The organism is Westiellopsis prolifica IICB1 (assembly GCF_004323185.1).
Taxonomy (GTDB): domain Bacteria; phylum Cyanobacteriota; class Cyanobacteriia; order Cyanobacteriales; family Nostocaceae; genus Pelatocladus; species Pelatocladus prolificus_A.
In genome coordinates this window covers 3244789-3263793 of the sequence record NZ_NAPS01000001.1, presented here as the reverse complement: position 1 = coordinate 3263793, position 19005 = coordinate 3244789, and the positions used below count along the sequence as shown (strand labels likewise).

13 protein-coding genes, 1 pseudogene and 1 CRISPR repeat array are annotated in these 19005 nt (G+C 40.2%); of the genes and pseudogenes, 5 read left to right on the top strand and 9 right to left on the bottom strand.

Translation table 11 applies throughout. The features are described 5' to 3' along the window. Window positions 1–227: 227 nt before the first annotated feature. The 4 genes and pseudogenes from B4U84_RS13350 to B4U84_RS13335 form a co-directional block, all read right to left on the bottom strand. Window positions 228–707, bottom strand: a complete 480-nt coding sequence (locus tag B4U84_RS13350; protein ID WP_131118948.1) for a hypothetical protein — start codon at window positions 705–707, stop codon at window positions 228–230. A 373-nt stretch (window positions 708–1080) separates the two neighbouring features. After that, entirely contained in the window at window positions 1081–1536 is a 456-nt protein-coding gene (locus B4U84_RS13345; protein ID WP_017312825.1) for an HNH endonuclease, read from the bottom strand. Between the two features lie 9 nt (window positions 1537–1545). Then, window positions 1546–1800 carry a hypothetical protein gene (locus B4U84_RS13340; protein WP_017312826.1) on the bottom strand — a complete coding sequence of 85 codons (255 nt, stop codon included), beginning with the start codon at window positions 1798–1800 and terminating at the stop codon, window positions 1546–1548. Window positions 1801–1870: 70 nt separating this feature from the next. Further along, window positions 1871–4876, bottom strand: a pseudogene (locus tag B4U84_RS13335) (HEAT repeat domain-containing protein). A gap of 182 nt (window positions 4877–5058) precedes the next feature. Here B4U84_RS13335 and B4U84_RS13330 point away from each other — a divergent pair. Next, entirely contained in the window at window positions 5059–6198 is a 1140-nt protein-coding gene (locus B4U84_RS13330; RefSeq protein WP_131118441.1) for a ligand-binding sensor domain-containing protein, read from the top strand. Between the two features lie 165 nt (window positions 6199–6363). Then, entirely contained in the window at window positions 6364–7140 is a 777-nt protein-coding gene (gene panB / locus B4U84_RS13325; RefSeq protein WP_131118440.1) for a 3-methyl-2-oxobutanoate hydroxymethyltransferase, read from the top strand. Between the two features lie 62 nt (window positions 7141–7202). Here panB and B4U84_RS13320 read toward each other — a convergent pair whose 3' ends face one another. The 5 genes from B4U84_RS13320 to B4U84_RS13295 form a co-directional block, all read right to left on the bottom strand. Next, window positions 7203–7499 carry a hypothetical protein gene (locus B4U84_RS13320; protein ID WP_131118438.1) on the bottom strand — a complete coding sequence of 99 codons (297 nt, stop codon included), beginning with the start codon at window positions 7497–7499 and terminating at the stop codon, window positions 7203–7205. After that, window positions 7483–7725 (bottom strand): hypothetical protein, encoded by a 243-nt coding sequence (locus B4U84_RS13315; protein ID WP_131118436.1) that lies wholly within the window; start codon window positions 7723–7725, stop codon window positions 7483–7485. The genes B4U84_RS13320 and B4U84_RS13315 overlap by 17 nt, the downstream gene beginning before the upstream one ends. 990 nt (window positions 7726–8715) lie before the next feature. After that, window positions 8716–9329: direct repeats of the CRISPR family, unit length 36 nt; unit sequence CTTTACAATCACATCGCCCCGAAAGGGGATGGAAAC. Between the two features lie 112 nt (window positions 9330–9441). Next, complete coding sequence (locus B4U84_RS13305) at window positions 9442–9708, bottom strand: hypothetical protein (protein WP_165490282.1); 267 nt, start codon at window positions 9706–9708, stop codon at window positions 9442–9444. Between the two features lie 295 nt (window positions 9709–10003). Next, window positions 10004–10579 (bottom strand): DUF924 family protein, encoded by a 576-nt coding sequence (locus B4U84_RS13300; protein ID WP_131118434.1) that lies wholly within the window; start codon window positions 10577–10579, stop codon window positions 10004–10006. Between the two features lie 5 nt (window positions 10580–10584). Next, entirely contained in the window at window positions 10585–11145 is a 561-nt protein-coding gene (locus B4U84_RS13295; protein WP_044452461.1) for an SRPBCC family protein, read from the bottom strand. A 626-nt stretch (window positions 11146–11771) separates the two neighbouring features. On the opposite strand from B4U84_RS13295, the gene B4U84_RS13290 reads away from it, so the two are divergent. From B4U84_RS13290 to B4U84_RS13280, 3 genes are all read left to right on the top strand, one after another. After that, window positions 11772–11972: a hypothetical protein gene (locus B4U84_RS13290; protein WP_026082111.1), complete on the top strand. Its 201-nt coding sequence runs from the start codon at window positions 11772–11774 to the stop codon at window positions 11970–11972. A 65-nt stretch (window positions 11973–12037) separates the two neighbouring features. Next, the gene (locus tag B4U84_RS13285; protein WP_131118432.1) at window positions 12038–17782 is read left to right on the top strand and encodes a PAS domain S-box protein; all 5745 of its coding nucleotides are present in this window, start codon (window positions 12038–12040) and stop codon (window positions 17780–17782) included. A gap of 329 nt (window positions 17783–18111) precedes the next feature. Further along, window positions 18112–18879, top strand: coding sequence for a DsbA family protein (locus B4U84_RS13280; protein ID WP_131118430.1), 768 nt, complete (start codon window positions 18112–18114; stop codon window positions 18877–18879). Window positions 18880–19005 lie beyond the last annotated feature (126 nt).

Genomic DNA, 19005 nt, shown 5'->3' with positions numbered 1-19005 from the left:
TCAACGACGAGTATCAAACACTCAACGACGAGTATCAAACACTCAACGACGGAGTTCAAACACTCGACGACGGAGTTCAAACACTCAGTTCTACAAACTTGTGCTGAAGTCCTATGCACTCCTAAATCATTCATAAACAACAAGATCCCCGACTTTTTAAAAAAGTCGGGGATCTCGCTTTCTCAATATTCACAACTCAAAGCTCGGCTCAAAAGAAGCTCTGTAATTTACTCCAAACTAGAAACAGCTTTAGCTGATTTACCTCTGATTGCTTTAAACCGTTCTCCCAATTGTTCAGCCAAAATCTTTAACCCTGGAGTGTTTTTCGCAGCAGTCTTGACGTAATCGTAAACTGTTAAACTGCTGGTCATGGCTTCACTTCCGACTGCCAATAGAGTATCATCTACCTGTTCGGTGATTTGTTGCATAGAGATTAACAATTCGTTGAGGATGATAGCTAATTGATAATCTCGGACAAATTCTTCAACGTCAAAACTAGATGGCAAAATGTTGGAGTTAGATTGAGCAGCAGTGACGCTATTACTCACAAAGGCTAGGCTTTTATCACCCATTTTCACTAACTTACGTCGTTCTTCTGTGCTGAGAGTAATCAGAAACGGTAGCTTTTGTCGGATTGTTTGTAGCGCTGCTTTGATTTGTTGGATATCTTCGGGAGAAACGGAGGCCGTGATATTTTGATAAGCCATTGTATATTTACCTAGTAGTAATGGAAATCGAGTAGCATATTTTGCTATTTGATATGATTCCCATTGGTAAATGCGATCGCACATTTTGTGGTAATTTTGATCACAATTGAGGAGCCTTAGCACCAACAAGCTAAGGATTTAAACTTAGCTAATAGCACAAGTCGTCTTCATACGACTCTAATCAATCAAATAGTCTGCTTCAGCAGACTTGAACTATGAGTTTTTTGAACATTTGGGATGCTCCCAATACGGTTCGGATAAGACAAATCGATTGGTATCTAAACCCTGTAGAGACGTGCCATGGCACGTCTCTACATGCCCAAATCATGACGAAAAATTCTTAACCGAACCGTATTGGGGATGCTCCCATCTTTTATTCTTCCGTCTGCTTAGTCACACGTTTTAGCGCTAACACTGATGGATATCTACCAACTTCCATCAACGCCCGCCGTTCTAAGATTCGTTCTTCGTTGTTAAAATCCAAGATGCGTGCTGTCACCTCTGCAATATCTGTAAGTGGTTGAATCACAGCTTCATCTAGTCGAAAATGCTCTCCCCAAAAGTCTCTACGTGGATTGAAAAACCTCACAAGTTCTCCAGTGCGCCAATTAATTGAGCCTAAATCCGTCCCTTTTTGCAAATTGCAATAAATACAGGCGTAACAAAGATTATCAGTTGTCGTCGAACCACCATGTTTGACGCTAATTATATGGTCAACTTGATAAGTCGAAGACCTGTCAGCTTCAGCAACTAGGCAGTATTCACACAAATAATTAGCACGACTTGCAACTAAACGGCGAAGTTCTTCATTAATATAAGGTCGGGGCATTCTGAATAATTACTCGGCATTAATATACTTATAAGCTCGTGCTTTTGCCAATGTCATTATATGTTCCAACGTGAGGAAATGGTCTAATTCTTTTCTTTCTTGTGGTGTTAGTTCTCCCATTTTGTGTTTGTAAACTAAATCTTCTAAACGCTCCTGTGCTGTATTTGAGAGTTTAAAATCTATAACACTTTGGGGAGTAGTTCCAGCAGCAATGAAATCTATAATTTCGTCGTATACTTTGGTTGTATTTACAGATGTGGTCACGTCGCTTCGCTCCGAATTCAAAATTCAAAATATTTACTTGAGCATATACTCAGCTTACATTCTCACTTCCTCACACTTCTAATTCTGCCAACTTCTTCTGAGCATACTCCTGCACTTTCTGATCTGGATCATTCTCTGCTCTGTCGCGCAAAAGTGGTAAAGTCTGGTCATTCTCAGGAAATTGCTTGACGATGATCTCCAGTGCAATACGCCGAGGGTTGGGGTTGTACTCGTCATGACTACCCTCAAAGGAATCATTGACAGCACAGTTGTGGTAAATTTCAAACAACTCTAGCTGATATCTGAAGTATTTGCCTAAAGCTTGAATGGCTGCACGTCGCACATCCTCATCTTGATCATCAGTAGCACAAGTTTTGAGGAAGTCTTTAGTATCCTCATCCTTGAAGTTGCGAGCTAAAGCTTGAACAGCTGCACCTCGCACAAAATAATCTTGATCAGCAGTAGCACAAGTTTTGAGGAAGGCTTTAGTATCCTCATCCTTGAAGTTGCTGGCTAAAGCTTGAACGGCTGCACKTCGCACATCMTMATSTTGATCAGCAGTAGCACRAGTTTTGAGSMAGWYTWWRKWRTMMKSRWCCTTGAAGTTGCTGGCTAAAGCTTGAACAGCTGCACGTCGCACAAAATAATCTTGATCATCAGTAGCACGAGTTTTGAGAATGTCTTTAGTATCCTCATCGTTGAAGTTGCTGGCTAAAGCTTGAACGGCTGCACCTCGCACATCATAATATTGATCAGCAGTAGCACAAGTTTTGAGCCAGTTTAAGATATTGCGGTCATCTTGCCAAGTCGTGGCAATTGTTGTCACTGCTTGAGTACGAATTTTAATAACAAAGCTTTTTTCCTCGAAATTTGTATCTGTGTAATAGTAAGGGAGGTCATATTTAGTTAAATTTTTTAACTTGTTAAGCAATTTATCGACTATTGACTGAATAGCCACAGGATTTCTGACTTCTAGAAAACACTTAGCTGCTAAAAATATATTGATGAATTGCTCATCTTCACCATTGAGATTCATTAAATACTCAATGATTTCGCCGACAAATTTGGCATCAATCATTCCCGCAATTAGTCTTAAAACCTCATGCCAATTCTCATCTCGCCAGTGTTTGCCAAAAACTTCTGTTTTTAGTTGCTCAATTTTCAGCGTTTGTGTTTCTTTAAATTGCCAAACAAACTCCCAAGCACAGAAATATTCTAAAAAAGTCCGATGCACAAAAGCATAACAATCTGCACCCAGAAAACACAACATAAAGTTGCGAGTTCTGAGTTGATTGATCATCAGCTTCGCCACTTCTCTCGGCTGACTAACTTCGATACTTTTTAAATAGCCAATCAGAATCTTTTCTAAATCATCTGCACTAATAAAATTACCAGCCAAACCTTTCTCACTGGTTTGCATATGACAAGCAACTTGGCGCAGCATTGCTTGTTTATCTTTATAATCAATAGTTTTTGGATCTAACCGTTTATTTTCCACCAATGCGCGTTCCACATCCCATTGATGCAGCAGTACCTTTGATGCTTGTTCATAAAGTGTGGCTCTATCTCTAGGCAATTCTTGGTTACGATTTAAAATTGCCATCATGGTTAACAACAAGGGATTTCCTGCTAGTTCGGTAATGGCTTTTGAATTATGAATACCGATTTGCAAGCGCTGTTTTTTTCTCTCTCCATCAGCCGCATCTTTAAAATTTAACTTATGCCAACGGTTGATAAAATCCTGAATTTGTTCTTCTTCCAAATCTTGTAGCATGAAGTGGCGAAACTCAGCATCTCGCAAACGTTGCGCTTTGTAGCCAATCACGCGAGAAGTAACAATTACCTGCACATGTGGATATTCATTAGTGAAGCGATGAATATCAGTAATTACATCCTCTCGCTTACCAGGATCAAATACTTCATCTAAACCATCAAACATCACTACAGCATTACCAGTATTTAACTGTTCATGCAATTGATGCTGATTGAGATGAGAAATTGCACCGCTACCTTGATGGAAAAAGTCCAAAAAACCCTGCTTCTGTTTATTATCCCGCCATCGTACATAAGTGCGTAACTCAATCAACAAAGGAATCGGCAGCGAGATAACATTATCAAGGGGTGACTCTGCCCAATTCAAAGCTAAATATTGCAATAATGTAGACTTGCCCGAACCAGGATCACCCAAAATTACGAGATATTTATAAGTCTGTTTATGATTAACAATATCTAATACTGAGCGTATCGGTTGTTCAAAATAAACTCGTTTATGACGTTCTAATTCTTCTAATTCAACTTCTGGTTCTATTTGGTTAGTTTCTTGCAATCTTCTTACATGTTCTTTGGGTAGTTCGTAAACTTGGGGTAAAACTTGGTGAACCTCTCGCACATTTTGAGCGATAAACATACGCCATAACTTTAGTTCGTTATAGGCGTAACCGCTCGTATCTAAACTATCTAATTTTAGATTGCCGTAGCACTCCCGAATTGCTTCTTGATATTTTTCTAAATCAAATTTAGGAATAACTCCAGCAATCTCTGTGGTATTTTCTCTGATTTTATCCAGATTTTTAGAATCAAGAATCTCTCGAAGTTCGGGAATTTCTATAATAATCTCTTTAACTTTTTGCCCATATTCTCTACCAATCCTTTTCCACTTAAAATTATTTATTAAGGAGCATGAGGAATTAATTTCATACCAAAGTGTTTGTAATCTCTTTGTGTCTACAGCTTGGTTATCATCATTAAAGGCATTTCCTAAGATTTGTTTAACTTCTTGATTTTTCAGAAATTTATTTAATGGTTGCGTGTATTTTTTGACTTCATCTTCTGAAAGATCACTATCTTCTAAATCTTGCTGTACCAGTTGCAAAAATTCTGCTAGCGCCCTGATTTCTGCTTTCTGAAGCGGTTCTTGTTGAAAGGGTATGGTTACAGCATTATTAAAGACAAATTTGAAGAAATCTTTAGCGTAATCTTTGATTAAATCTTTGACAAATTCTTCACTGATAATAGTCTTGACGAGAAATCCAAAGGCTTTTCCTGCTACCCAAGTCATGAACCACTCAACTATCATAGGTTTGTTTGCCAAGTGTTTACTTACGAGTATATACAGCAGCTTGATGGATTATTCCAGATTTTAAAGCGAATAAATTCTGGGAATAAATCCAAAATCCAAAATCCAAAATTGGATGTCTGATAACAGTTCATCCTGGTGGGGAACACTGAACTTATCCTTAAACCTTTCAGTGTGAAGTGATGAAAGAGACTGTCTGCAAAACGAATGCGATCGCAGTTTGCAAATTTAGTGGTATATCAATAAATTATATATTGTTAGGTTTATTAGCCCTGCCCAGTTTGGATACTGTAGTTCTCGCAAATCCAACAGAAAATAATCATACTCCCACGCCCAAAATTCTAAATGTTGATCCGTCTGAACTCACTCCTTCTTACCCAGCAAGCGCGCCACCAGCAAGAGTAGACCCCTTACCTGATGATCGAAATTTAATTGAAAATGTCCAAGAAACTGATTATCGCGTCAGTGCATTGCAAGCAGATTATACTGGCAATCTCTGGGTAGCTTCTTGGCGCGGATTATCTCGAATTGACCCCAACACAGGCAAAATATTAGCTCGTGTCAGTTTACCAAATACTGCTATTGCCGCTTTAGCCCAAGATAAAGTCGGGCGTTTGTGGGTAGGAACCTATGAAGGATTAAAGCGAGTAGACCCCCGCAGTCACGAAATTACAGCCCAAAATTTATTTTTGCCTTCCAAGCGAGTTTTATCTTTGTTAGTTGACAAACGCGGTTATTTATGGGTGGGGACAGACAATGGCTTATCCTTAATTAGTCCCGACCAAGGCTTAATTATGACCACGTTAAAAAATTTACCTGGTGTTAGCGCTAACGCCTTAACTTTAGACGTAGAAGGTCAACTTTGGGTAGGGACACTGGATGGAATAGTACGAGTTAATACCACCAATGCTTTTATTCTGAAGCGAATCGAGAATTTACCAGGTACAACAGTACAAGCTTTAGCTACAAGTCCTGATGGTTTAATTTGGGCAGGAATGCCAAATAATTTGCTAGTGATTAATCCAAAAACTGGTGCTATATTGCGGTCAGTCACTCGTTTGCGGGGACGTGACGTGAAATCAATACGTTTTGCTAAAGATGGCAGTGTGTGGGTCGGCACCAACAATGGTTTGCTACGATTGAATCCTAATACTGGTGCTGTACTAGATGAAGTTCCTGGACTTCCTTCTAGTCGTGTACTTGCCCTTGCTCCCGATGTTGGTAATAAATTGTGGATTGGTACGACCGAGGGTTTAGCTTGGTTAATGCCAAAAATGACAACTGCAAAACCCCATCTTGCTTTTACTCGCGCGGTGAAGTAGGGATTGGGCATGAATCAGTTAACAGTTAACAGTTAACAGTTAACAGTGAGGAGTTTAATTTGATAACTGATAACTGATAACTGATAAGTCCCCCTTGTCCTCCTTGTCTCCTTTGTCCCCCGATCCCCGATCCCCGATCCCCTATCCCCTATCCCCGTTCCCAAAATGGCAATCACTACCCGACAATTAATTCAATACAAACAACAGGGACGCCAAATTGTGGCGTTAACTGCTTGGGATTATGCGATCGCTCAACTTTTAGATGCTGCTGGTGTAGATTTAATCTTGGTGGGTGATTCGATGTCAGTAGTATTAGGGTATGAGACAACACTACCTCTTACCCTAGAAGAAACACTCCACCATGCCAAAGCTGTACGACGTGGGGTGAAACATGCTTTGATGGTCGTAGATTTACCGTTTTTGACGTATCAAGAAAGTGTTCGACAAGCTATGCACTCTGCTGGACTGGCGCTGAAAGAAGCGGGAGGACAAGCTGTCAAACTCGAAGGTGGTTATCCGGCGATGGTAGACACTATTGCTCATCTGGTGCAAGCCGGAATTCCGGTGATGGGTCATGTGGGTTTGACGCCGCAATCATTCCATCAAATTGGTTTGCGCCAACAAGGAAAAACCGAGACAGATAGGGAACGAATTTTACAAGAAGCGATCGCTTTAGAACAAGCGGGTGTGTTTTCTATAGTTTTAGAGCATATCCCCAGTGACTTAGCATTGGATATTACTCAAAAACTCAGTATTCCTACGGTTGGTATTGGTGCAGGTGTCCATTGTGATGGACAGGTATTAGTCACATCTGATGTACTCGGACTGTCGGAAAAACAGCCGCCCTTTGCCAAAATGTATGCAAACTTGCGCGAAACGATAACTCAAGCTGTGCAAGATTATAGTTTTGAAGTCAGAGAACGCAAGTTTCCAGAAAAGTAAATGCGTTTGTAGTCAGGACTTTAGTCTTCTGATATTCAAGCACTAAAGTGCTTACTACAAACCTAATCCCGAAAATCTACGTATTTGGGATTGAAGTAAAACTCAGGTGCGGACTCTTGTAAAATTAACTTTTTCCGTTGCTTTTTATTTTTGAGGATGTTCAAATAATTGTCAGCGTAGCGAAAAGCAGATGCACAATCGTAAGTAGCAATAGCTATAGCTTGTAAGACAACTTTGGTGGGGGTTTCAAACCCGGAAAATTTTTCGATTAACTTCAATAAATCTTCATCGGTTGCAGGTAATGTAGTCTCTTTTACCTGTTCTGGCTCATCAAAAGTATCTTCAATTAGTGTAGACATTTAGCACCTCCCCAAAAGCATAGGATGCAAATCCTGTGATGAAATTGAGCTGTTGATCACGAGTTTGCAAGTTTTCTGGGAGTTCGGTACTGGGACATCCTATCTCCCTCAAAATCTCCAAGCAATACGCACTTAGTTCTTCGTATGAAGCTTGCTCCCACTCCAGAGCGACCCCTTTTGCCATCTCCAGATTGACTCGGATTACCGTCCTTGCAGGGTTTGTCATAGAATTTACCCTAATAAAACTGGATAATTTAAGTTTTGATCAGAGCGTAAATTTGCGTAAGAGTGTTTTTGCTGAATTTATCTGAAGAGGAAATTAGAGAATCAGCGTATTTACGGAAAAGCTAAAAGAGCGAACAAAATCCCCGACTTCTTGAAGGATACATCTGGCGAATCAGGGGTGACACCCCTCACCGAGGATTTTTCGTCATTCCAAAATCGTAAATCGTTCGACTGAGCGCTCACGACGAAGTCCAAAATCCAAAATTGGTTGACCCCCTATTCGCCAGCTGCATCTTTTCAAAAGTCGGGGATCTTCTGGCTCAAGATTTAGTTTGTGTAATTTTGTTTACTGCTTGAGCAATAGCTTTCGCGTCTTTACCATCAAAAGTTTGCTCGTCGCCATTCTTCCAGGTAATGAAACAGACAAATCGCCAAGACATTTGGATATGAAGATCGCAAAATCGAATTTGACGAGCGTAACTTAAATTTAATAAACCTCTTGTGGGTGTTTGACAAAGAATCAGTTATGGCATCATATTTAATAAGACCTTACTGAATATAGTTGGGTGGGAGAGGCGTTGTCTACTTGGTCGTGGGAACGCCTCTCTTATTTGTATATTAATACGAATAATTCTTATTTGCAATACCTTTTCAAATATTTTTTCTTATTATCTTATATTGTAAGTATCAAATTGTTTACTCTGTATGTGGCATGAATCAGGAGTGCTTTGACCGAAAAGATAAGCAGTCTCAATAACTTGACAAACAGAGGTGACAGATATACTGTAATTTCAATGTGTTGAAACTCATCGACGCATCTCCCCAGAACCTTGAAAACCGCATAACTTCGTTGAGATGCGTCGATGCCTTATGCAGCAACGTTTCCAGGCTGCAAAATCGATGATTTTTTTGAGTTTTTTTTCCCTAATTAAGAGATGCGTCGATTAGAGGGTCTGGAACCCGGTCTGTGTAAGCGTTCTAGATCTGAACTCTTTACAATCACATCGCCCCGAAAGGGGATGGAAACGGCGTGGAGCTTTAGAGGCTACTAGTGTTAACTATTATCTTTACAATCACATCGCCCCGAAAGGGGATGGAAACTCTTTATCTAAAGATTGCAAATGCCCAGTTTTCATACTTTACAATCACATCGCCCCGAAAGGGGATGGAAACCCCAAATAGATAGCCACTGCTTTTTTCTACAAACTTTACAATCACATCGCCCCGAAAGGGGATGGAAACTATATTTTTAACTTCATTACCTACTTCCATTTTTTCTTTACAATCACATCGCCCCGAAAGGGGATGGAAACTTTTACAGTTAGTTGTTGAACATTCTGAATAGGGAGCTTTACAATCACATCGCCCCGAAAGGGGATGGAAACTCTTGTTCTTGCCCATTGCCATTGCTAGGGTGAGGAAACTTTACAATCACATCGCCCCGAAAGGGGATGGAAACCCCTACTGTTGGGTCTTGAATGTTTTGTTCTGGAAAACCTTTACAATCACATCGCCCCGAAAGGGGATGGAAACTTAATGTTTACAATGCCACTACCAGCAGTATTGAGGCTTTACGATCGCATCGCCCCGAAAGGGGATAGGTGTAACTATCAGTTGCTCATGTCGTAGATTACCTTCACCCCCTCACGGGGATTAAAATTCTTCATCTACGTGGCTTTATTAAAAGTTTATTCAACCAAGAACCGCGATAAATTTATCATTTATTTGCGATCGCGTAGCGCCTACTTTGCAGAATCGCTTTGACGTTTGTGACGAATGTCGTTTCATTCATAAAGAACGTCGCGACGTTAGCCACAAATGTCGTGATGTTCTTTATGAATGGCGCGACGTTACCCACAAACGTCGCGACGTTACCCACAAACGTCGCGATGTTACCCACAAACGTCGCGATGTTACCCACAAACGTCGCGACGTTACCCACAAACGTCACGACGTTACCCACAAACGTCACGACGTTACCCACAAATGTCGCGATGTTTTTTAGACCTCTGGTGAAAAAGAATGTAGTACTTCGCCACGCAAATTTTGACAGGTTGCGAGGGGTTAGATCCCTGACTTTTTAAAAGATACAGCTGGCGAATCAGGGGTGTCACCCCTCACCGAGATTTTTCGTCATTCCACCAAATGTAGAGACGTAGCAATGCTACGTCTCTACAACCAATTTGTGGGCGAATGAGGGGTTTGACCCCCTATTCGCCAGCTGTATCCTTGAAGAAGTCGGGGATCTGGTTGTGTGAGAGGTAACATGGCTGTTTCAGCTAAAACCACGCACTAGATTGCTGCAAAAACTCCTTTTCGTCTGCGGTTGAGGTTCTTCCTAAAATTGGATTTCGGTGGGGAAAACGCCCAAAACGTTCAATCACTTCCATATGACGAATTGCATACTCAATACAAATAGCACTATCAGGATCGTCACTTAGTTGTTGAAATAATTTCACTGCTTGACGCTGATGTTCTAAGTTTTCACTGTGTTCAAAAGGTAAATAAATAAACCAACGCTGTACAGGTAGCAATTTTTGATCGTAGCCTTGAGCAACAGCATGATGAGCTGTTGAAAGTGCTTCCCAGTCCGTAGCAAAAGCTTCTGGAGTATCACGAAACATATTACGAGGGAACTGGTCTAGTAGCAAAATTAGTGCTAGACAAGATTCCGGAAATTCTATCCACTCGTCTAAGTAACCCTCTGCTGCTTTGTGATAATCTTTGACAAACCTAGTTCGCAATTCTTCATCAACTTCTGGTTTCTTACTAAACCAAAAATCTTGTGGTTTACCGTAACTGGGTTGATCGGCCTTACCAAACCAAAAGTCTAATATTTCTTGTGCCTGTGTCATTGATATTACTGAGAATTACAAATAACTTGTCGCATTTTACGCATATTTGTAGGCAATTCAAAATTCATTGCTTGTTGAATAAAAATAGACGGAATAGGGATGTTAGGAGTAGCTTTGACAGTATAGGTTAGCAAAGTGCCGTTGGCATAATCTTGTAAGTGCAATTCGGCGCTGAAGTCGTGAAAAGTACCTTTTTCTAGACGAAATTGCACTCTCTGTCCCAATTCTTCTATGACGCTTAAGTAAATTTCCACATGGGCTGTGAAAAATAAGAAGGCTTTTTGTGCTGCTTGATACAGACGCTTGACCTCACCTCGTTTTTGCAAAACCTCACTTTTAGTTATATCGGGAAAATACTGTACCCAGCGAGGATAATCTGTGATTTGTGAAAAGACTTGCTGACGTACTAAGGGTAAATACATCCAAGCAGTGACACAACCGCCCCATGACGTATGTGATCCCATTTCTGTCAAAATTTCACCCTGTATGATCTTCTGTAGCTTGTCTTGACTCCAAGTCATTGGTAAACCTGTGGTAAATGAGTCTGAAATATAAGACGCAGACATAATGTTTCACTCACTCCTCAATAAAGTCAATCTTTTTTGGAAAAAGTTAAAGGTGAGCTATTGCTGGGCCCTTGCAGTTTCCTTTTTTCCTGAACTCGACTTTTACACAAATTCTGGTTTAAAGTTGTCATCACCTCAATTGATTGAGTATATTCGACCAATTCTAGTTCCAAATCAATATATACAATTTCCGGAAAGAGTTCTTATTCTGGTTATTATGTCAAATTTTCATCAATTTTAAGTAACTTTAATTACGAAAATTTTTAAGCAAAAATACTTATAATAATGAAAACCTGCTATAGCAATCCAAATTGAGTTGTGAGAAAATACGAAATCCCAGATCCCCGACAACTCATGGGAAGTCGGGGATCTTGCCTCTCACGAATAATTTAGGATTGCTATATATATTTGCCGAAAGTATTGCTGATTCATGGATAAAATGACCAAAATTAAGATGAAGACTGAAGTCTGAAGGATGTACCCTAACGGAAAGCTACTAACTGCGGTAAGAGCCTGCAAATAGCTACTCCGTATTTAAGCTCAGGGTAGGCTGAAAAATCAAAAATTAATTTCATACTTCATACTTCATAATTAATAATTCAGTTGTTGAGTGAATGGTCAGTGATATGAGTCAATATTTTTCTAAATTAAATCGCAGATTAACCCAGCTTATTGGTGTTATTCTTGGTATTACAATTGCCATTTGGGTATTAAGGGGATTTGGTATACTGACTTTTATCCCTGGAGGAATTATTTTACTGTTGTTAATGGTAGCGATCGCCATAGGTATTCTCAGTCACTTACAAAAAACCTGGTGGCGTTTCTAAACCGCTGGGGGTTAGGGGGAGAAAGTTGTACCATCAAGGAATTATTGGTCAGTTAAAAACCAATTATGAGTAGCAGCAATTCACAACAAATAAGCAAAGGAAACATTCTCGTAGTTGATGACTGCTGGGAACATTTACAAGCTTTATCTGCTACTTTGTCCCAATACGGCTATGCTGTGCGGAGTTTAATTACAGGTTCGATGGTATTAGAAGTTGCAAAATTGGCTTTACCGGATCTAATTTTGCTTGATATAAAAATGCCAGATATTGATGGATATGAAGTTTGTCAACAACTTAAAGCAGATAAGACAACTTGTCATATTCCGGTAATTTTTATCAGTGTCTATAATGATATTTTTGACAAAGTTAAAGGGTTTGAAATTGGCGCTGTCGATTACATTACTAAACCCTTTGAAGTAGAAGAAGTTTTAGTACGTGTAGAAAATCAAATTACTATCCAAAAACTCCAACAGCAACTTAAACAACAAAATGAACAGTTGCTATTGGAAATGCAAGAATGTCAACGCATTGAAGCAGCGCGAAAATTGCGTGAACAGTATCTCACAGCACTTTTAGAAGTGCAGCATCGGTTGTTGTCGTTTGATGGCAGCGACAAATGCTATCACGATATTATGCCAATTCTTGGGACTGCTTCCAAGGCAAGTCGCGTCTACGTATTTGAAAATCATTATGCAGATGATGGTAACTTGCTCATGAGTCAACGGGCTGAGTGGTCTAGTGAGGGTATTCAGCCAGAAATTGATAACCCAATTCTGCAAAACTTACCATATCAAGAATATTTTCCTCGCTGGGCTGATTTATTGCCAAAAGGCAAAATTATTTCTGGTATCGTCGCAGAATTACCCCCATCAGAACGAGGGATTTTAGAACCACAAGGTATATTTTCAATCTTAATTTTGCCAATTATTGCAAAAGGAGAGTTTTTAGGTTTTATTGGTTTTGATAACTGTGTAGAATCACGTCTTTGGGAAACTTCCGAAGTCGCTTTTTTGCAAGCAGCCACCGGAGCAATTTCTATAGCGTACGAACGATATAAATCAGATTTAGAATTACAAAAGCAATTAAAACGTAGTAACCTTTTGAGAAAAATTACAGATAAAATTCGTTCGGAATTAGACACACAAATTATTATCAAAACTGCTATTAAACAAATAGGTGAAGCTTTGGGTGTTAGTCGTACACTCATTCATACTTACGTAGACTTGCCGATTCCTCAAATACCCATATTAGAAGAATTTTTGGCTCCTGAGTGTACCTCCCTCAGCGATTACAATATACCTGTAAATGGGAATCCCTACACTCAACAATTATTAGCTCAAGATCAAGCTATTGCAGCTAATAATGTTTATATCCATCCACTGTTAGAAAATGCTCAAGAATTATGTCGGGAATATAATATTAAATCTATACTCGCAGTCCGCACTTCTTACAATGGGCAAGCAAATGGGATGGTTTGTTTACATCAGTGCGATCGCTATCGCAACTGGAGTCTAGAAGAAATTGAACTATTAGAATCAATTGCTGCTCAATTGGGAATTGCGATCGCCCAAGCCAAACTACTAGAACAGGAAAAACAAGCCCGGATAGAATTAGAGCAAGAAATTCGCGATCGCCTCAACGCCGAAGCAGCTTTGCGACATTCCCAAGCTAAACTAGCTTCAGCCTTTCGCTCATCTCCCGATCCCATAGCCCTAACAACTTTTCCAGAAGTCCGCTACATTGAAGTTAACGATAGCTTTTGTAAATTTTTTGGCTATTCTCGTTCGCAGATCATTGACCGCAACTATCAACAATTAAATATCTGGGCGAATCAAGAAGAATGTGCCATGCTAACCCAAGTTCTGCGCCAGACAAAAGCAGTTCGCAATCATGAAATTGAATTCCGTATTGCTAGCGGAGAAATCAAGACGACACTGTTTAGTGCTGAACTAATTGAAATCGACGGACAACAATATTTACTTGGTACAGTTCATGATATTACAGAGCGCAAGCAAGCGGAAAATGAAAGCCGTTTGCTGTTGCTGACAACCCAAGCTATCAGTCGCGCTGTAGATGTAGACAATGCTTTAGCCCTCGTCCTGCGTTTAATCTGTACAACTATCAATTGGAATTTTGGTGAAGCTTGGATACCTACAGAAAACAACACTGCTTTGGAATATAGGTTAGGTTGGTATGGACGCCACAATAACTTAGACGAATTTTGCCAATACAGCCAGGTGATCACACTTGAAAAAGGGATGAGACTACTGAGGCGAGTTTGGCGCAAACAAAAACCAGAATGGATAGAAGATATTTCGCAAGTGAGAGAATCAGCTTTTGTCGAATTGTCTGGAGAGCAAGAAACTTCTTGGGTATCTGGGCGATCGCAAATCGGATTAAAAGCCGGTTTTGCTGTTCCAATATTAGCAGACAATCAACTAGTCGCTGTGTTGACCTTTTTTAAAAGTAGCTCCCATGCTTTGGATCGCCGTTTGCTGTGTTTAGTAGGTGCTGTCGCAGCTCAATTAGGAGCGCTCATTCAACGTAAACAGGTAGAAGCAGCCCATCGTCAAAGCGAAGAACGTCTACAACTAGCACTAGCAGGAAGCGATTTAGGATTATGGGACTGGAATATCAAAGCTGGTAAAGTCTATCGCGACTGGCGATGGAAGAAAATGCTGGGATACGAACCACAGGAAATTTCAGATGATTCCCGTGCTTTTACTCAACTGCTGCATCCAGATGATGTAGAGCCAATTAAATTAGAACTAGATGCCTATTTGCGGGGTGAGAGTCCCGCCTATGAAGTAGAATTTCGCCTGCGTGCTAAATCCGGTGAATGGAAATGGATACAGTCTCGCGCTCAGGTATTTGAGCGTGACGAATCGGGCGAACCGCTACGGATGACGGGTACACACAAAGACATCACCGAACGTAAAACCCTAGAAAGAGAATTAGCGTTACGGGAAGCTCGTCTCAATGCTTTTTTCTCCTGCGCTCCTGTAGGGATGAATATATTTGATGAGCAATTGCGATTTGTGCAGATCAACGAACTGCTAGCAAATATTAATGGTCATTCCCAAAGCGAGCATATAGGGAAGACTCTTTGGGATATGGTACCGGAAGTTGCTCCTTTTGTAGTACCAATTTGTGAACAAGTCCTGCAAACTGCAAAACCCATTCTCAATACAGAAGTGAGTGTAGTATTACCCTCCCAGCCCGACATTATACGGCATTTTTTGACTTCTTACTTCCCCATTTTTGGAGAAGACAGTCGCCCTCGTGGTGTGGGTACAGTTGTGGTAGAAATCACAGATCGTAAACACACTGAACTAGCTTTGCAAGAGAGTCAACGTCGTTATCAAACTTTAGCAGAAGCCTCACCTGTAGGCATTTTTCATACTGATCATGAAGGCAAGTATCTTTATGTGAATCAGCGTTTTAGCGATATCACTGGGCTTGCTGCCAAAGCTGATTTGAACGAGCGCTGGCATGAAATTATCCATATTGATGATCGCGATCGCGTCTTTGCCCAATGGAAAGCAACGATCTCAGCAAGAAAGTCTTTTTATTCAGAGTATCGTTTTGTACATCCCAACGGTAGAGTGATTTGGGTTATAGGTCAAGCCATACCAGAATTTGAAGATGATGGTGAATTTAAAGGATACATTGGCACAGTCACAGATATTACTGAACTTAAACTTGCCGAAGATGCCTTGCGCGAAAGTGCAGACAGAGAAAAAGCCATCACCCAAGTGATTCAGAGAATGCGCCAGACATTGGATTTGGCAACAATTTTTACTGCCACTACTCAAGAACTGCGGCAAGTACTGAACTGCGATCGCGTCGTGGTGTATCGCTTTAATTTTGATTGGAGTGGGGAATTTGTTGCCGAGTCCGTCGGAGGTGGCTGGGTATCACTCATCGAACAACACCAAAATGAACCAAGTCTCACAGAAAATAGTCTCCAAAGCGAACGCTGTACAGTTAAAACCCTCAGTAGCGGAGATAACCAAGTAGTTGATACTTATCTGCAACAAACCCAAGGCAGTGCATATACTAGAGGCACAAGTTTCCTATGCGTACCAGATATTTATCAGGCTGGTTTTGATCCCTGTTATATTAATCTGTTAGAACGCTTTCAAGTCAGAGCTTACATTACAGTGCCGATATTTTGTGGCAATCAACTGTGGGGACTATTAGCTAGTTATCAAAATTCTAGTACCCGGCACTGGAAGAAAGGAGAAATCAACATTGTTGTACAAATTGGCAATCAATTGGGAGTTGCTTTACAGCAAGCAGAATTACTAACACAGACTCAACACCAATCAAGCGCACTCCAAAAAGCTGTGATCGCTGCTGATGCTGCAAACCTGGCCAAAAGTGAATTTCTTGCCAACATGAGTCATGAATTACGCACCCCACTCAATGCAATCCTTGGCTTTACTCAAGTCATGAGTCGTGACAGGACTCTCTCCAATGAAAACAAACAGAACCTAGCAATTATCAATCGTGCTGGTGAACACCTACTCAATTTAATCAACGACATTCTGGAAATGTCTAAAATCGAAGCCGGTAGAACCACATTAAATTTGTCTAGCTTCGATTTAATTTGTCTGTTGGACAATCTCCAAGAAATGTTGGACATCCGTGCTGTAGCTAAAGGCTTAGAACTGGTATTTGAATATGCACCAGAAATTCCCAGATATGTGAGAACCGACTCTAGTAAATTGCGACAAGTTTTACTTAATGTCTTGGGAAATGCCATTAAATTTACTGAGACTGGTAGTGTGAAGCTAGGCGTTTTGCTCAAAGATGGGGATCAAGATTTCACCCTACCACCTCATCACAACACACACCTTCTCTGCTTTGAAGTCATCGACACTGGGCCTGGTATTTTACCAGAAGAAATTGACTTACTTTTTCAAGCTTTTGGACAAACTCAAACAGGAAGAAAATCACAGCAGGGAACCGGGTTGGGTTTAGCAATTAGCCGCAAATACGTGCAGCTGATGGGAGGCGAGATCAACGTCAGTAGTACTGTGGGGGTAGGAAGTGTATTTTCATTCTATATTCCGATTGCGATCGCTTCTGTTGATGAAATTCAAACCACTGCTTCTGTTTCTCAGCAAGTAATTGGTTTAGCACCTGGTGAACCGGAATACCGTATTTTGATAGTTGATGATGCTCATGATAGTCGTTTGCTATTAGTAAAATTACTAACATCCATCGGCTTTTTAGTCAAGGAAGCTACAAATGGTAGAGAAGCCATCTCTGTTTGGGAATCCTGGAAACCTAATCTCATTTTCATGGATATGCGGATGCCGATCATGGATGGTTATGAAGCGACTAGGGAAATTAAAAGGAGGGAAACAGATGCGGTTTCGCCTACTGTCATTATTGCCCTCACAGCTAATGCTTTTGAGGAACAACGACAGGCGATGATCTCAGCTGGGTGTGATGATTTTATTAATAAACCCTTCCGTGAAGAATTATTACTAGAAAAACTCGCCCAATATCTGGGGGTGAAATATCTTTTTCATGAAGAGAATCAAGCAGATATATCACAAAACGAAACAAATACAGAGACTATTTTAAATTCCTTTGATATGGTTGCTCTATTATCAGAAATGCCAACTCAGTGGTTAACACAAGTGCATTATGCCGCAGCGCAATGTAGTGATGATTTGATTATAGAGTTAGTTAAGCAAATTCCTTCTGGCAAATCTTTGCTGAGTAATTTCCTCACCGATTTAGCTGAAAACTTTCGATTTGAGAAAATTATGGAATTAGTTGACGCGGTTAAGTAAGTCGGCACAAATGTAGAGACGCGTTCGCTTTTAGCGTTCCCGCAGGGTAATTTCGCGTCTAGTTAGGGTCGTCATTGGTCATTAGAGACGCGATCATACTCTTACGAGAAGCCGCTCTTACGAGCGTCTACGCGTCTGTACAATTGTCATTGGTAAATGCGATCGCTCTTATACCATTTCACAAAAATCTTGATACAAATACAGGTGTGTAGAGACGTAGCAATGCTACGTCTCTACAAGATTCATATGTATCGCTATTAACGTGAAATGGTATTACCCATGTCAGGACATATTAGAATGTAAAAATTTCATTCACAATGAGTAAGTGTATGAGTAAATTCTTACCTGAAGTTGGGCAAATTATGCGATATTCCCGTAGTTTGATAGTATTATGTCTATTCTGTCTGGTTCTTGCTTGGTCATTACCAGCGCAAGCTTCTACCCGCGTTAACCCGCAACTCGAAGAACAAGTCTTAGAAATTATCCGCAAACACCCAGAAGTAATTATCGAATCTGTTCAGGTTTATCAACAGCAAAAAGAACAGAAATTAAATAAAGTACGACAAGTATTTTTAGAGGATTTAAAAACCAATCCTCAAGCAGTAATTGCTGATTCTCCCACAATTGGCTCAAATGAATCAAAAACTATATTGGTAGAGTTTTCTGATTTTCAATGTCCCTACTGTGCTGAAGCTCATCAAACTTTAAAAAAACTGCTAGCAAAGCATCAAAAAGATATTAAATTTGTTTACAAACACTATCCTTTAACTCCAATACATGCTGAAGCGATGCCAGCTGCAAAAGCAGCTTGGGCAGCACAACAACAGGATAAGTTTTGGGAATATCAAGATGAGTTATTTACTAATCAAGATAAACTAGGTGAATCTTTATATGTAAATATTGCTAAAAAGCTGAATTTAAATTTAGCAAAATTCAACCAAGATAGAGAGATTGCTAATACTGCCATTGAAAAAGATATAGAATTAGCTCAAAATTTAAAGCTTTCTGGTACACCATCTTTTATTATTAGCAGTGAAAAGGTTTCTGGTGCTGTACAGATATCTGACCTGGAAAATATTTTAGCGAATGCCAAGTAGTTGATACAAATACAGACGGTGTAGAACTTGTAAATTTACAATCTCTACAAGTTTATTATGTATCATGATCCCTATCCCCACCCTACGGGTACGTTGAGGGTGGGGACTTGCGCGAATCTGTTAAAA

Coding starts and splice junctions, on each gene's coding strand:
- B4U84_RS13345 (WP_017312825.1), bottom strand. CDS start 1,536: ATGCCCCGACCTTATATTAATGAAGAACTTCGCCGTTTAGTTGCAAGT.
- B4U84_RS13315 (WP_131118436.1), bottom strand. CDS start 7,725: ATGACAAACCCTGCAAGGACGGTAATCCGAGTCAATCTGGAGATGGCA.
- B4U84_RS13290 (WP_026082111.1), top strand. CDS start 11,772: ATGAGTCAATATTTTTCTAAATTAAATCGCAGATTAACCCAGCTTATT.
- B4U84_RS13285 (WP_131118432.1), top strand. CDS start 12,038: ATGAGTAGCAGCAATTCACAACAAATAAGCAAAGGAAACATTCTCGTA.
- B4U84_RS13350 (WP_131118948.1), bottom strand. CDS start 707: ATGGCTTATCAAAATATCACGGCCTCCGTTTCTCCCGAAGATATCCAA.
- B4U84_RS13280 (WP_131118430.1), top strand. CDS start 18,112: ATGAGTAAATTCTTACCTGAAGTTGGGCAAATTATGCGATATTCCCGT.
- B4U84_RS13295 (WP_044452461.1), bottom strand. CDS start 11,145: ATGTCTGCGTCTTATATTTCAGACTCATTTACCACAGGTTTACCAATG.
- B4U84_RS13330 (WP_131118441.1), top strand. CDS start 5,059: ATGAAAGAGACTGTCTGCAAAACGAATGCGATCGCAGTTTGCAAATTT.
- B4U84_RS13320 (WP_131118438.1), bottom strand. CDS start 7,499: ATGTCTACACTAATTGAAGATACTTTTGATGAGCCAGAACAGGTAAAA.
- B4U84_RS13300 (WP_131118434.1), bottom strand. CDS start 10,579: ATGACACAGGCACAAGAAATATTAGACTTTTGGTTTGGTAAGGCCGAT.
- panB (WP_131118440.1), top strand. CDS start 6,364: ATGGCAATCACTACCCGACAATTAATTCAATACAAACAACAGGGACGC.